Consider the following 15,101-nt stretch of genomic DNA (forward strand, 5'->3'; position numbering starts at 1 on the left):
GAAATGCTGGTGAGCATATTTTGCCATGTAAAGCTTACCTGAGACTTACCTCCGGATGCATCATTCCAGGACACCACATCGTTCACCTTCCGGAAACCCTGCCGGATTCGGTTTTGATAACCATCAGAGGAGGCAAAGTTTTCTTAACCGCAATTTTTAAGCTGTACGGAAGGGCAGCTGCCTATTGTCGGCCATAGAGGACGAAAAGTCCCAAGGAGAAGACCGGAAATCGGCTCTCAGGTAAGACAAGGGTAGAATGAAATGAACAATCCCGTTATGAAGCCCGCCTGGGCTGGCACGACGTTACGCCTCGATCCGTCCCGCTTTCCCCAGCAGGTCAGCTACGCCATCCACGATTGTTCGGATGACGTCAATATTACCATAGACGAACGCGGTGCGGTCCTGCGCAAGGTCCTCCCCTCCAGCGGCCTGCCGCTCTCGATTGCGCTGCCGAAGCGCGTTTTCAAGGGCGTCGCCGCCCGCGCCATCGACCATGGCGACGGCGATGTCACCGTCACTCTCGAACTCCATCACACCGATCCGGAGCTCTGCATTCCGCTGCTCGTCGCCCATGATCTCAGCGACATTGCCGCCGACTGGCGCAGCTGGTCCGAAGCCTTCCGCATTCCGATGCTGATGGTCGAGGCCGACGGCGTCGCCCGGCCGCTCGAAGACCACATCGGTGCCTTGCGCACCAGCGACCTCAAGCCGCGCCGCCGCCATTCCTACTTCGCCAATCGCCGTCCGCGCTTCCTCGTGCGCCGCACCACCGGCCGGCTGGGCGTCGCCATGAAGATCGAAGGCAAGGAAATCATCGCCCGCAACTGACCGAAATCGCGACACCGGACACATCATTGCCGGGCATTCTGCGCACTCACCTGTCACGGAATGCCCGTTTTGCGACGCTGTCGAATTCGGCCGCAAACTGTCTCGATTGGCACCGTGGGATGAGTTTTGACTGGATCACTGCGTAGCCAGTAGAAAGCCTCTCATTCAAGGACGGAAAGTCCCAATCCGTGCTTGACCGTTTTGAGTGCGATCAGGCTCTTGTATTTTCGCACGAGCGCCTGCTGCTCGCCCATAAGCCGCTCAATGAAGGCATTGTATTCCTCAAGATTGCGGACGGCCACGAGCAGGACATAGTCCATGTCGCCGGTGACATACCAGCATGACTGAACTTCAGGCGCACGGTCCAGCCATCGTTGGAATTGCTCCAACGCGTGTCGATGTTCGTTCTGAATTTCGAGCTCAACCAGAACGGACAAGGTGCGATCAACGGCTTTCGGACTGACCACCGCCACGATCTTCTCGATGATCCCATCTTGTTTCAGTTTGCTGATGCGCCGTTCGACGGCCGAGGTAGAGAGATTGACCGCGTCAGCGATGACCTTGCCGGGAATGTCGGCATTCTCCTGCAGCATCGACAGAATAGTTCGATCAATATCATCCACAGCGTATAACCAAGCCCATAAGCAGAAATTCCGCTATAAATTTATCATGAGCGCGGTTTTTCCGCGCCGAAAATTCCTATCATCCGCCCATGACAAAACAAACACCTCTTTCAGCCGCCAAAATCGACGATGCACGCAAAAAAATCGATCCGATTTTCCTGAACACCAATCTGTTGCGTTCCGATAGGCTCGCGCTGTCGCTCGTCGCCAAGGACGAAACGGAAAATCCCATCCGCAGCTTCAAGGGGCGCGGGACGGGGTATTTTCTCGCCGATCTCGTTGGCGACAGAACTCCTCTGGTCACGGCATCAGCCGGGAATTTCGGCCAGGGGCTTGCTTATAATGCCGCGCGGCATGGGCGATCCCTGGTGGTGTTCGCCAGTGTCAACGCCAATCCGTTGAAGATCGAAGCCATGCGCAGGTTTGGGGCGGAGGTCTTTCTCGCCGGGGAAGATTTTGACGCTGCAAAGGAGGCCGCCAAAATCTACGCCGCCGAACGGAAACTGCAGTTCGTCGAGGACGGGGCAAGTGCCGCCATTGCCGAAGGGGCAGGAACGATTGCGGCGGAGCTGACTGAAGAGGTCGAAGATATCGATGCCGTTTTCATTCCGCTTGGCAACGGTGCCCTGGCGGCCGGAATAGGGTGCTGGTTCAAATCACGATCACCGCGAACAAGGGTCGTCGCAGTTGCCGCAAAGGGCGCACCTTGCATGGCCCTGTCCTACAATGCGGGTGACGTGATCTCAACGCCGGAGGCACGCACGATTGCCGATGGAATTGCTGTGCGGATTCCCGTCCCGTCGGCCGTCGGCTGGCTTCAAGACACGATCGATGACGTCGTTCTCGTGGATGACGATCAGCTTTTCGATGCAATGCGGTTTGCTCATGACACATGGAAGCGTCTCGTCGAACCAGCCGGAGCAGCGGGACTCGCAGCTATTCTTGCGCAGGCATCTGCCCTGAAAGGCTGCCGCGTAGCGACTATGCTGTGTGGTGCCAACCTCACGGATCAACAGATCAAGGCATGGCTTCCATCTGCCGCAAAGGACGCCACGAATGGCTGCTAGACCAATCCTCCTATCTGAGGACAGGCGCGAGGGCTGGCGCCCGCGCCCGGTTCATCGTCCCAATCAGGGAATGGCAAACAGCAGCGAGACGAAGAGGCCGAAGAAGATGATCAGGCCGACGCGGTTGTTCGATTTGAAGAGCGCCAGGCACTGGTCGGCATCGTTGATATCGAGCCGGACGATCTGCCAGGCGAACATGCCGGCCGCACCGAGCAGACCCAGAAACGCGATGAGATTGGCGCCGGCGAGAGCGAAAGCGATAAACATCAGCACCAGCGTCAGCCCATAAAGGCCGATCAGCCATTGCCGTGTCCTGTCGCCGAACAGGCGCGCGGTAGAGCGGACGCCGATCAGCTCGTCATCCTCCTTGTCCTGATGCGCATAGATCGTATCGTAACCGATCGTCCAGGCGACGGAGGCGGCGTAGAGCAGGATGGCGGCAAAGGAGAGGCCGCCGAGAATGCCGGCCCAGCCCATCAACGCGCCCCAGGAAAAGGCAAGTCCGAGGTAGAATTGCGGCCAGTCGGTGAAACGTTTGGCAAAGGGATAAAACGCCACGATCCCGAGCGAGAGCACGCCGAGGAAGACGTTGAGCCAGTTGAACTGCAACAGCACGAACAGGCCGACCAGCGTCTGCAAGCCGATGAAGATCTTCGCCCGGCGGCGCGTGACGCGGCCGGAGGGCAGCGGACGCGACCGCGTGCGCGCCACTTCCATGTCGATCTCGTGGTCGACGAGATCGTTATAGGTGCAACCGGCGCCGCGCATGGCGACCGCGCCGATGAAATAAAGGAACAGGTGAGACACCAGCAGGCTGCCGGAATAGAGCCCCTCGCCGATCGCCGCATTGGCGGCAAGTGTCGCCGACCAGAAGCACGGCCACATCAGGAGCTGCCAGCCGATCGGGCGATCCCAGCGCGCCAGCTGCGCATAAGGCCAAAGCCATGACGGCAGGATCCGGTAGACCCAGTTATCGGAAGGTGCGTCGGAGACGCGATCGTTGAAGTCGCCGGTATCGTGCATGCCGCTCATCTAGCGGCGGGCGGCCGATCCGGTCAAGAAGCGATCATTGCACTGCCACTTGCATCATCCCTAGATCAGAATCGATCCCGGATGAAATTATGCTGCAATTCAAAGTGTTACAGCGCTGCGCATCTGAGAGGGATGCGCAGCCGCGTCAATCACTGCAGGGAAAAATTGAACTTGTAGGTCGCCGAGACGCCGATCAGGACCTGGTTCTTCGAGCCGCGCTCGCGCACGAGGCTGCTGTCGGCGGCGGGACCCGCCAGCCGCTTATATTCGAGGAAGGAACTGGCCGAGAGGTTTTCCGTCGCCTTCCAGGTGAGCGCCGCGCCTGCGCCATAGGATTGGATGCCAGACGACGGCTTATAGGGATCAAGGCCGCTTGCGGCCGCCTGCTTGGCGTTGACGCCGTAATAGGCGTCGTAATAGCCGCTGGTGGCGAAGGTCGCGCGCGGGCCGCCTGATAGCTGCAGGTCGGGGGCGATATCGGTGAAGGCATCGACCGCGAGATCGGCGACGATGCCGTCATGCGAGCGGATGCCCTGGCGGACTTCGGCGCGGGCGCGAAGGAAGTCGGTCGGGTAAACCTCGACGAAACCGCCGGCTTCCGCCCCCCATTTGACCTTCTTCAAGCCCTTCAGCTCGCTGCCGTCACCGTCATCGCGCGACGGCACGAACTTGCCGACGATGCCGGCGCGGAAGGCGCCCTTGTCGATGAGGGCGAAGGACGGATTGTCGTTGCGCGAGGAAAAACGCGGGCCAGCACCCTGGCGGCCGACCGAGATCAGCGGGCTGAACTTGAATTCATTGTGCGACGAGCCCTCGAATTTCGGGGCGGAGAAGCCGGCGACGCCAACGCTCAGATACCAGTCGCCGGACCAGAAATGCTGGCCGCTTTCCTGGGCGGCCACTGAGCCAGCAGATAAAAGGGCAATAGCCAAAGAGATCGATACGACTGATCGATGAGACACGTCCACACTCCAGAAAACGAAAAATCAAAGCCGCGGAGGGCGGCGCTCGCTACATTTATCCCGATGTCGTTACCCCAATGTTAACCACGGCGGCGATTGATCAGGCAGAGGACTGCGTCTGGTTTTTACCGCTGGTTCCAGCGGCGGATGACCGGTTCGGTCAGATCATGCTCGTAGCCGAGCACGCTGATGCTGGCCGTATCGAGCACGAAACGGGAGCCGTCTTCCGGCGGGAGGCCAAGCCAGCGGGCGGCCAGCACACGCAGGAAATGCGAGCTCGAGAAGATCAGGATGGTGCCGGCCGTTTGGCGAAGCGCATGGATGATGGCGTCGGCGCGATCGCCGACATCGGCGGCGAATTCGCCCTTCGGGCAGCCGTCGCGAAAGAGCTGCCAGCCGGGGCGGTCGGCAAGGATCGCCTTGGTGGTGAGGCCTTCATAAGCGCCGTAGTCCCATTCGGCGAGATCGTCCTTGATCACCGCGCCCGATCCGAATCCGGCGAGCGTACAGGTCTTGCGGGCCCGCTCGGAGGGGCTCGACCAGACAGCGGAGAAGGTAAGGCCCGTCAGCCGGTCGGCGAGTTTGCGGGCAGCCGCCTCGCCGTTCGCCGTCAAGGGAATATCGCTGCGTCCGGTATGGCGCCCGGACAGGCTCCATTCGGTTTCACCGTGGCGGACCAAGTAGATCTCGGGATACGCACTGCTCATCGGCACGTCCTTTCATGAGAATCTGTCCCTCGGCAAAACCGCCAGCGGAAGCGGCATTTCCGCGGGATCAGAACGTCACCTTTTCGAGCGGGGCGCGTCCCGCCTCGAATTCCTTCAGCTTCGCTTCATTCCGCGCGATGTAATTGCGATTGTCGGGAACGGCGAACTGGTTCTTGGCGATCTGGATCTGCAGGATGAAGAGCTCGTCCCAACGGAAGCCTATTTCGGAACCGGCCAGATAGAGTTCCCACATGCGGAAGAATTGCTCGTCGTAAAGCGCCACCGCTTCGGCCTTACGCGCCACGAAACGCTCGCGCCAATGGCGCAGCGTATAGGCATAATGCAGCGGCAAGATTTCGATATCCTTGACCAACAGCCCGGCCTTTTCAAGCGGCGGCACGACCTCGCCGACGGAAGGGATGTAGCCGCCCGGGAAGATGTATTTCTCGATGAAGGCATTGGTGCCGAAGCTCGGCTTCGGGCGGCCGATCGAATGCAGCACCATGACGCCGTTGTCGTCGAGGAGATCCGATACTTTGCGGAAGAAATTGCCGTAATGGCCGATGCCGACATGTTCGAACATGCCGACCGAGACGATGCGGTCGAACTTCCTGCCCGTCATGGTGCGGTAGTCCTGCAGTTCGAAACGCACACGGTCGGCAAGGCCGCGCTTTTCAGCGCGCGTACGCGAGACCTTGAACTGCTCTTCGCTCAGCGTGATGCCGGTGAACTCTGCACCTTCGGTCGCCTCCGCCAGGTACATGCCCATGCCGCCCCAGCCGGAGCCGATCTCCAGGATGCGCTGGTTCGGCTCGAGCAGAAGCTTGGCGGCGATATGGCGTTTCTTGGCGAGCTGCGCCTCGTCGAGACCAATGCCCGGCGGCTCGAAATAGGCGCAGGAATATTGCCAGTCCTCATCGAGGAAAAGATCGAAGAGCTTGGCCGACAGGTCGTAATGATGGGCGACATTGTGCTTGTTGCGATTGACCGGCACGCGGCTCTTCAGCTGCTGCCAGGCAATGCGGCCGAGGAGCAGTGCCGCCATCTTGAAATCGAAGATTTCGTTGGTGGTGTTCTGTTTCACCAGCGACAGGAAATCGTAGATGTTGCCCTGTTCGAGAATGAACCGGCCTTGCATGTACATTTCGCCGAGCTTCATCGCCGGGTCGCGCCGGATGGCGTCCTCGGCCTCCTGATCGGCAAGGCGGGCGACAACGGTTTCACCCGTGCCGTCGCCGATAGTGTGGGTTTCGCCATTGGCAAGGGTAAGTTTCAACGAACCCTTGCGGACGATTTGCTGGACGATCGATAAGAATGCCGACGCCATGGACGCCTCGCAAATGTGACGGGATGGTCACATCAACTTAATAGCTCCCTTTCGCCTTACAAGCGCCGGATTTAGCACTCTGTTCAGAACGCTGCCAAACTGTTGCATTTTTGCCGAAATGCCGGCTAAACCCTTATTTTCGCTTCATGGCTTCGGCAAGTGCCGCACCGAAGGCGCCCTGGCTCTCCGGTTTCTGAGCCGCGGGCCGGCGCTCGTTCTGCGGCCGCGACACTTGGTTTCCGCGAGAATCACCACGCGGCGGCGGCGCCGAGGAGCCGTCATCGCGGCGCATGGAAAGACCGATGCGTTTACGCTTGGCATCGACTTCGACAACCCGCACCTTGACGACATCTCCCGCCTTGACGACCTCGTGGGGATCCTTGACGAAGCGATCGGCAAGCTGGGAGACGTGCACCAGACCATCCTGGTGCACGCCGATATCGACGAAGGCGCCGAAGGCGGCGACATTGGTCACCGTGCCTTCCAGCACCATGCCGGGCGTCAGGTCGGAAATTTCGTTGACGCCCTCTGCAAAGGTCGCGGTCTTGAAGCTCGGACGCGGGTCGCGGCCGGGCTTTTCCAGCTCCGCGATGATGTCCCTGACCGTCGGCAGGCCGAATTTCTCGTCGATGAACTGGCGCGGATCAACCGATTTCAACACGGCGCTATCGCCCATCAGCGTGCGCAGATCCCGGCCGCAAGCGGCGACGATCTTCTTGGCGACGCCATAGGCCTCCGGGTGGACCGAAGAGGAATCGAGCGGCTCCTTGCCGTTGGGAATGCGCAGGAAGCCGGCGCATTGCTCGAAGGTGCGGCCGCCGAGGCGTGCGACCTTCAGCAGATCCTTTCGCGTCTCGAAACGGCCTTCGCTGTCACGGTGGCGGACGATGGCGTCGGCGATCGACGGGCCGAGGCCGGAGACGCGGGACAGCAGCGGCGCTGACGCGGTGTTGAGATCTACGCCGACGGCATTCACCGCGTCTTCCACCACGGCATCGAGCGAACGCGATAGCTTCTGCTGGTCGACGTCGTGCTGATACTGGCCGACGCCGATCGACTTCGGCTCGATCTTGACCAATTCGGCCAGTGGATCCTGCAGGCGGCGGGCAATGGAGACGGCGCCGCGCAGCGACACGTCGAGATCCGGGAATTCAGCCGCGGCGGTCGCCGAGGCGGAATAGACCGAGGCGCCGGCTTCCGACACGATGACCTTGGTCGGCTTCGGCGCCGGCAACTCGGCCAGCATGTCGGCCACCAGCTTTTCGGTTTCGCGGCTGCCGGTGCCGTTGCCGATCGAGATCAGCTCGACATTATGCTTGCGGATCAGCGATGCGAGCTCGACCTGGGCGCCGCGCACGTCGTTTCTCGGCTGGAAGGGATAGACGGTCGATGTCGCCACCACCTTGCCGGTACCGTCGACGACGGCGACCTTGACGCCGGTGCGGATGCCGGGATCAAGACCCATCGTCGCGCGCGAGCCGGCGGGTGCGGCCAAAAGCAGATCCTTGAGATTGCGGGCGAAGACATGGATCGCCTCTTCTTCGGCCCTTTCGCGCAGTTCGCGCATCAGATCGAGCGAGAGCGACATGGAAAGCTTGACGCGCCAGGTCCAGCTTGAGACCTCCATCAGCCAGCGGTCGCCGGGGCGGCTCGTACCGATCTCGTAGGCCGTCACGATCATGCGTTCGACCGGCTTGTTCGGAGAGGTCGTCTCGGCGTCGGCCTCGATCGTCAGCGTCAGCACCTCCTCGTTCCAGCCGCGCAGCATGGCCAGCGCGCGGTGGCCGGGGGCGGTCGCCCAGCGTTCGGAATGGTCGAAATAATCGGAAAACTTCTCGCCGGTCGCCTGCTTGCCGTCGACGACTTTCGCCTTCAGCAGCGAGGCCTGGCGCATATGGGCGCGCAGCTTGCCGAGCAGGTCGGCATTTTCGGCAATGCCTTCGGCGATGATGTCGCGCGCGCCTTCGAGCGCCGTCTTCACATCGGGCACATCGGCGGTGACGAAGCCTTCGGCCAACACCGCCGGTTCCCTGGCGCGGTCGGCAAGGATCGTCTCGGCGAGCGGGCCGAGGCCGCGTTCGCGGGCGATTTCGGCCCGCGTGCGGCGCTTCGGCTTGTAGGGCAGATAGAGATCTTCGAGCTCGGCCTTGGTTTCGGCGCCTGCGACCTTGGTCATCAGCTCGTCGGTCATCTTGCCCTGGCCGGTGATCGATTCGACGATCGCGTCGCGCCGGGCTTCGAGTTCGCGCAGGTAGACCAGCCGCTCGGCGAGATTGCGCAGCTGCGTATCATCCAGCCCGCCCGTCACTTCCTTGCGGTAGCGGGCGATGAAGGGCACGGTAGAGCCTTCGTCAAGCAGCTCGATGGCGGCTTTGGCCTGTTCGGGCCGGGCGTTGATTTCGGCGGAGATGCGGGCTGCGAGAAAACGGAGGTCTGCGGCCATGGGATTTCCTGTTTCGTCAGAGGTGGCGGGACCATAGCGGCGAAAAGCGGCAAGGCAATGTTGGAGTTTACGGCCGAGCGCCGATCCACAGGATAAGCATGCCGGAAAGGCGGCGATTTTGCGGTTGTGCAGATGCGCCATTCTTTGCTAGCAGAAGCAACGTTTTGACCCGGCGCCCATGCCATCCCTCCCCTGTCGCGGGAGGCAAGGAAATTCGACATGCCAAACCTTCTTCTCGAACTCCGCTCCGAAGAGATTCCGGCCCGCATGCAGCGCAAGGCTGCCGGCGACCTGAAGAAGCTCGTCACCGATGCGCTTGTCGAAGCGGGTCTTTCCTACGAGGGCGCGCGCGAATATTGGACGCCGCGGCGGCTTGCGCTCGACATTCATGGCCTCACGGCCCGCTCCGCCGATGTGCGCGAGGAGCGCAAGGGACCGCGCACCGACGCCAACGAGAAGGCGATCGAAGGCTTTTTGCGCGGCGCCGGCCTTTCCTCAGTCTCCGAGGCGCAGGTGGTGAGCGATCCGAAGAAGGGCGATTTCTACGTCGCGGTCATCTCCAAGTCCGGCCGCGCAACGGAAGAGATCGTCAGCGATGTCATGCCCGGCATCATCCGCGATTTTCCCTGGCCGAAATCGATGCGCTGGGGCAAGGCCTCGTCGAAGCCCGGTGCGCTGCGCTGGGTGCGGCCGCTGCAGTCGATCGTCTGCACCTTCGGCCCGGAGCATGAAGAGACCGTCGTGATCCCCTTCGAGATCGACGGCATCACCGCTTCCAACATCACCTATGGCCACCGTTTCCACGCGCCCGAGGCGATCACCGTCCGGCGCTTCGACGATTATGCGGCGAACCTGGAAAAGGCCAAGGTCATCCTCGATGCCGAACGGCGCAAGGACATCATCCTGCACGACGCCCGCGACATCGCCTTTGCCAACGGGCTGGAGCTGGTGGAAGACGAAGGCCTGCTGGAGGAAGTCTCCGGCCTCGTCGAATGGCCGCAGGTGCTGATGGGCACCTTCGAGGAGGATTATCTCTCGATCCCCTCCGAAATCATCCGGCTGACGATCAAGACCAACCAGAAGTGTTTTGTCACCCGCAAACAGGGTGAAGAGACGCTTTCGAACAAGTTCATCCTCGTCTCCAACATCCAGGCGAGCGACGGCGGCAAGGAAATCGTCCACGGTAACGGCAAGGTGGTGCGGGCCCGGCTTTCGGATGCGCTGCATTTCTGGAAGCGCGACCAGGGCAATCTGCCGGATCTCGAGACGCTCACGGCTTCGGCGGCAAAGTTCGGCCTCGACATCAACAAGCCCCTCGACCAGCGCATGGCCAAGCTCGATGCGCTCGATGTGACGTTCCATGCCAAGCTCGGCACACAGGGCGCGCGTGTCGCCCGCATCCGCACGCTTGCCAAGGAATTGGCTGATATCACCGGCGCCGACGCGGCTCTCATCGATCGCGCCGCCGTGCTTGCAAAGGCCGATCTGCGCACCGAAGCGGTCGGCGAATTCCCGGAACTGCAGGGCTTGATGGGCCGCAAATATGCGGTGTTGCAGGGCGAGAATGCTTCCGTTGCCGCAGCGATCGAGGATCACTACAAGCCGCAGGGTCCATCGGACCGCGTGCCGGAGGACAAAGTGGCGATCACCATCGCCCTTGCCGACAAGCTCGATACGCTGATCGGTTTCTGGGCGATCGACGAAAAGCCGACAGGGTCGAAGGATCCGTTCGCCCTGCGGCGGGCGGCACTCGGTGTCGTCAGGATCCTGCTGGAGCGAAGGATCCGCCTGCCGTTGCTGGCAACGACCAAGGATGGCGATCTGCTCTCCTTCTTCCACGACCGTCTCAAGGTCTATCTGCGCGACCAGGGCGCCCGCCATGATCTGATCGACGCCGTGCTGACGCCCGATGCCGACGACTTGCTGATGGTGGCGCGCCGCGTCGAAGCGCTGACGGCCTTCATCACCTCGGAAGATGGCAAGAACCTGCTTTCCGGCACCAAACGCGCAACGCAGCTGCTCGCCGCCGAGGAAAAGAAGGGTACCGTGATCGCCGACGGCGTTTCGCAAGCGCTTCTGAAGCTCGATGCCGAGAAGGAACTGTTCGCCGCAATCTCCAGCGCCTCGAAGGATGCATCGGACGCGGTTGCCGGGGAAGATTTCCGCTCGGCGATGGAAGCGCTCTCCAAGCTGCGCGGCCCGGTCGACCGCTTCTTCGAAGACGTGCTCGTCAACGACGAGGACGCCGCCATCCGCGCCAACCGTCTCGCCCTGTTGCGGCTCATTCGTGAGGCGACGGGAGCGGTTGCGGATTTCTCGAAGATCTCGGGGTGATATTCCGCTTCTTGCGGTGTCGATGCAGCGCGGTTTCGAAAAACATCTGCCCCTCACCCTAACCCTCTCCCCGCTTGCGGGGAGAGGGCACATGCCCCACCAGAGGTAAGCGAGGAACGGAGAGGTCGCGGCGTGTTCCCCTTCGCTCCGTTTACGGGGAGAAGGTGCCGGCAGGCGGATGAGGGGCGGATACGGTTCGCTACCCATTGAACAACCCGCCCACCCCAACACTGGCATTGCCGCCACTACGGCGCTATTCAAGCAGACATGCAAAGCAAGATTCTCGTCAGCGCCTGCCTCATGGGGCACGCCGTTCGGTATGACGGTCGGGCGAAGCCGTTGCTTCATTCGGCGATCGAGACATGGCAGGCCGAGGGCCGGTTGGTGACGATCTGTCCGGAAATGTCGGCGGGCATGCCGGTGCCGCGCCCTCCGGCCGAGATTGGAAATGGTGCGACCGGCGAGGATGTGCTGGCCGGCACGGCGCGGGTCGTCGAGCTGACGGGCGCCGACGTGACGGAAGAGTTCCTGCAGGCGGCGGAGAATGCCGTGGCGCTCGCAAGGCAGGCCGGCTGCCGCTATGCGCTGCTCATTGACGGCAGCCCGTCCTGCGGATCCGGTTTCATCTATGACGGCACCTTTTCCGGCCGCAAACGAGCCGGCAACGGCGTGACGGCGGCGGCGCTGAAAGCGGCCGGTGTCGAAGTGTTTTCCGATCACGAGATCGAGCGGCTGATCGAGCGTATCGAGCAATGAGCTCCAAATGGCACGGCCGCCGGAGAACCGACGGCCGCTAAGAATTTGGTGATGAAAAGGCTTGTTGCCTCCGCGCCGTTTTGTTTTTACGCAATTCCTGACGGAAAACCGCTACACACTTTTCCTGGAATTGCGCTATGCAGCGCGACGACCTTGATGCATGACCGGGGCAGCGCTTTCGCCACTGACTCGGAAGCCGCGGATGAGGTCGATCAGCTCGTCGGTATCGGTGGCCAGCGTCTCTGCCGATGCCGTGGTCTCCTCGGCCATGGCGGCATTCTGCTGGGTGGCGGCGTCGAGCTGGTTCATCGACGAGGAGATCGAGCGCAGCGTCGTGTCCTGTTCGGAAGCGCTGTGGGCGATCTTGGCGACGATCTCGTTGGCGGCCTTGATCTGGTCGGAGATCCGCTTCAGCGCCTCGCCTGCCTCGCCGACCAGACGGACGCCGTGGTCGACCTGGCTGGAGGAGCGGGCGATCTGATCCTTGATCTCCTTGGCGGCCGCGGCGGAGCGCTGGGCGAGTTCGCGGACTTCCTGGGCGACGACCGCAAAACCCTTGCCGCTTTCACCGGCACGAGCTGCCTCGACACCGGCATTCAACGCCAGGAGGTTGGTCTGGAAGGCGATCTCGTCGATGACGCCGATGATCTTGGTGATCTCCGACGACGATTTCTCGATGCCGCTCATCGCCTCGATCGCCTGGGTGACGATCGCATCGCTATGGGTGGCTTCAGTGCTGACCGAGTGGACGCGCTTGCTCGCCTCATGGGCGCCATCGGCCGTCTGACGGACGGCGACGGTGAGTTCGTCGAGAGCGGCCGAGGTTTCTTCCAGGCTGGCGGCCTGGCGCTCGGTGCGCTGTGACAGCTCGTTGGAAGCGCGGCGGATCTCTTCCTTGCTGGTGCCGATGTCGGTGCCCTTGGCGCTGACCTTGGCCATGGCGGCTTCGAGATGCGACAGCGCATCGTTGAAGTTGTCGCGAAGGGCGGCATACTTCTGGCCGAGATCGGCGCAGCGAACGGTGAGATCACCGCGGGCGATCATCTCCAGCGCCTGGCCGATGGTCGTCACTACGCGCGCCTGCAGCGTTGCTTCGTCCTGCTGCTGGCGCAGATTGTTTTCGCGCTCGCTTTCCAGCGCCAGCTGCTGGGCCGCCTCGCGATCCGACATCGCATGGCGTTCCCTGATCTTTTCCTGCAGTGACTGCGTCGCCTTCGCCATCATGCCGACTTCGTTGTTCATGCCGGTGTGCGGAATGGTGATCGAAACATCCTCTTCGGCGACAGCCTTGAGGGCGGCATGGACGTTGTTGAGAGGTCCCGATATGCCGCGGATGACGATATAGGCGGCTGTCATGGCAAGGAAGAACAGGACGATGCTGCCGGAGAGCGCGGTCAGGATCGTGCTGTTTATCTGAGCATCGAGATCGTCCATGTAGACGCCGGTGACGACGACGATCTTCCAGGGTTCGAAGGCCTGGCCATAGGCCGTCTTGCGATAATCGCCAACGGGTTGGCCCGGTTTGACCGTGGAATAATATTCGACGAGACCGCCGCCCTGCTGCCCGAGCTTGACCAGCTCATCGCGATAGAGCTTGCCTTTGCTGTCCGGCTGGCCCTTGTTGATCTGCCCGACTTTCGAGGCATCGTAGTGGAATACCATCTGGACGTCGTAGCTATAGCCGAAGAAATAGCCGTCCGGATCGTATTTCATCCCGTTGACGGTGGTGTAGGCCTGCTTCTGGGCATCCTCCAGCGTCATTTCGCCGGCGGTGACCTTGGCCTGGTAAAGCTTGAGAACGGAGACCGCCGACTGAACCTCGGCGCGCAGCATGTCATAACGTTCCTTGTAGATCGCATCGACCGAGGAGCGGATCTGCAGGGAGGTGGCGATCGCAAAGGCAATCATCAGGCCGACGACCAGCAATATGAGCTGCTTCGATATCTTCAAATTTTTCATGACGCCTCGCAACGGGAATGGGTGAATACATTCCGGTGCGGTTTTCTACCGCCTGTGCGAGCGCGCCAAACAAGACGACGCGTCTACCGCTGCTAAAACAAACATGCTGCGACCGGGTAAGGAACAATTGATGCCCACCCTATAAAAAAGCTTTAACTTTATTGTTCGCGATCCGAATTTCCCTCAAAATCCAGGGGTACTTACAAAGAAAAACCGCCGGATTTTCCCCCGGCGGTCGAATATTGCTTGTTGTCGAATTCTCAGCTTGCCCGGCGCATCGGTTCGGCCTGGCGGTGCTGCGGTGCGCCGACGCGGAAGCCGCGGATGAGGTCGATCAGTTCGTCGGTATCGGTGGCGAGTGTCTCGGCGGATGCCGTGGTCTCTTCGGCCATGGCGGCGTTCTGCTGGGTGGCGGCGTCGAGCTGGTTCATCGACGAGGAGATCGAGCGCAGCGTGGTGTCCTGCTCGGAGGCGCTGTGGGCGATCTTGGCAACGATCTCGTTGGCAGCCTTGATCTGGTCGGAGATGCGCTTCAGCGCCTCGCCGGCCTCGCCGACCAGACGGACGCCGTGATCCACCTGGCTGGAGGAGCGGGCGATCTGGTCCTTGATCTCCTTGGCCGCAGCGGCGGAACGCTGGGCAAGTTCGCGCACTTCCTGGGCGACGACCGCAAAACCCTTGCCGGATTCACCGGCACGCGCCGCCTCGACGCCGGCGTTCAGCGCCAGCAGATTGGTCTGGAAGGCGATCTCGTCGATAACGCCGATGATCTTGGTGATCTCCGAGGACGACTTCTCGATGCCGCTCATCGCCTCGATCGCCTGGGTGACGATCGCATCGCTATGCGTTGCCTCGGTGCTGACCGCGTGGACGCGCTTGCTCGCTTCATGGGCGCCATCGGCCGTCTGACGGACGGCGACGGTGAGTTCGTCGAGAGCGGCCGAGGTTTCTTCCAGGCTGGCGGCCTGGCGCTCGGTGCGCTGTGACAGCTCGTTGGAAGCGCGGCGGATCTCTTCCTTGCTGGTGCCGATGTCGGTGCCCTTGGCGCTGACCTTGGCCATGG

Annotated in this window: 12 protein-coding genes; 4 read left to right on the forward strand and 8 right to left on the reverse strand. The window is 61.6% G+C overall.

The genetic code is table 11. The features are described 5' to 3' along the window. Nucleotides 1-261 precede the first annotated feature (261 nt). Nucleotides 262-828: a DUF6101 family protein gene (locus HX898_RS29750; protein ID WP_018486292.1), complete on the forward strand. Its 567-nt coding sequence runs from the start codon at nt 262-264 to the stop codon at nt 826-828. Nucleotides 829-989: 161 nt separating this feature from the next. Here the strand turns inward: HX898_RS29750 and HX898_RS33585 are convergent, their stop codons facing one another. Next, nucleotides 990-1,451, reverse strand: a complete 462-nt coding sequence (locus tag HX898_RS33585; RefSeq protein WP_075224739.1) for an Lrp/AsnC family transcriptional regulator — start codon at nt 1,449-1,451, stop codon at nt 990-992. 89 nt (nt 1,452-1,540) lie between these two features. On the opposite strand from HX898_RS33585, the gene HX898_RS29760 reads away from it, so the two are divergent. Beyond that, nucleotides 1,541-2,518, forward strand: coding sequence for a pyridoxal-phosphate dependent enzyme (locus HX898_RS29760; RefSeq protein ID WP_180196502.1), 978 nt, complete (start codon nt 1,541-1,543; stop codon nt 2,516-2,518). Nucleotides 2,519-2,581: 63 nt separating this feature from the next. Here HX898_RS29760 and ubiA read toward each other — a convergent pair whose 3' ends face one another. From ubiA to HX898_RS29785, 5 genes are all read right to left on the reverse strand, one after another. Continuing rightward, the gene (gene ubiA, locus HX898_RS29765; RefSeq protein WP_138388001.1) at nt 2,582-3,541 is read right to left on the reverse strand and encodes a 4-hydroxybenzoate octaprenyltransferase; all 960 of its coding nucleotides are present in this window, start codon (nt 3,539-3,541) and stop codon (nt 2,582-2,584) included. A gap of 158 nt (nt 3,542-3,699) precedes the next feature. After that, a complete protein-coding gene (locus HX898_RS29770; RefSeq protein WP_138388002.1) occupies nt 3,700-4,512 on the reverse strand; it encodes a MipA/OmpV family protein in 813 nt (270 codons plus the stop codon). 125 nt (nt 4,513-4,637) lie between these two features. After that, nucleotides 4,638-5,219: a histidine phosphatase family protein gene (locus HX898_RS29775; protein WP_180196503.1), complete on the reverse strand. Its 582-nt coding sequence runs from the start codon at nt 5,217-5,219 to the stop codon at nt 4,638-4,640. A 67-nt stretch (nt 5,220-5,286) separates the two neighbouring features. Then, nucleotides 5,287-6,546 (reverse strand): cyclopropane-fatty-acyl-phospholipid synthase family protein, encoded by a 1,260-nt coding sequence (locus HX898_RS29780; RefSeq protein ID WP_180196504.1) that lies wholly within the window; start codon nt 6,544-6,546, stop codon nt 5,287-5,289. Between the two features lie 133 nt (nt 6,547-6,679). Further along, nucleotides 6,680-8,989, reverse strand: coding sequence for a Tex family protein (locus HX898_RS29785; RefSeq protein ID WP_180196505.1), 2,310 nt, complete (start codon nt 8,987-8,989; stop codon nt 6,680-6,682). A gap of 219 nt (nt 8,990-9,208) precedes the next feature. Here HX898_RS29785 and glyS point away from each other — a divergent pair, with 219 nt between their 5' ends. Both glyS and HX898_RS29795 read left to right on the forward strand, forming a co-directional pair. Then, complete coding sequence (glyS, locus tag HX898_RS29790; RefSeq protein ID WP_180196506.1) at nt 9,209-11,323, forward strand: glycine--tRNA ligase subunit beta; 2,115 nt, start codon at nt 9,209-9,211, stop codon at nt 11,321-11,323. Nucleotides 11,324-11,590: 267 nt separating this feature from the next. After that, nucleotides 11,591-12,079: a DUF523 domain-containing protein gene (locus tag HX898_RS29795; RefSeq protein WP_171599110.1), complete on the forward strand. Its 489-nt coding sequence runs from the start codon at nt 11,591-11,593 to the stop codon at nt 12,077-12,079. Nucleotides 12,080-12,214: 135 nt separating this feature from the next. On the opposite strand, the gene HX898_RS29800 is transcribed toward HX898_RS29795, so the two are convergent. Next, complete coding sequence (locus HX898_RS29800; RefSeq protein WP_180196507.1) at nt 12,215-14,038, reverse strand: methyl-accepting chemotaxis protein; 1,824 nt, start codon at nt 14,036-14,038, stop codon at nt 12,215-12,217. A 260-nt stretch (nt 14,039-14,298) separates the two neighbouring features. After that, nucleotides 14,299-15,101 (reverse strand): methyl-accepting chemotaxis protein (locus HX898_RS29805; protein ID WP_180196508.1); only part of this gene is annotated, 803 nt, incomplete at its 5' end.

It is taken from the genome of Rhizobium sp. WYCCWR 11128 (genome assembly GCF_013416305.1).
GTDB classification, from domain to species: domain Bacteria; phylum Pseudomonadota; class Alphaproteobacteria; order Rhizobiales; family Rhizobiaceae; genus Rhizobium; species Rhizobium indicum.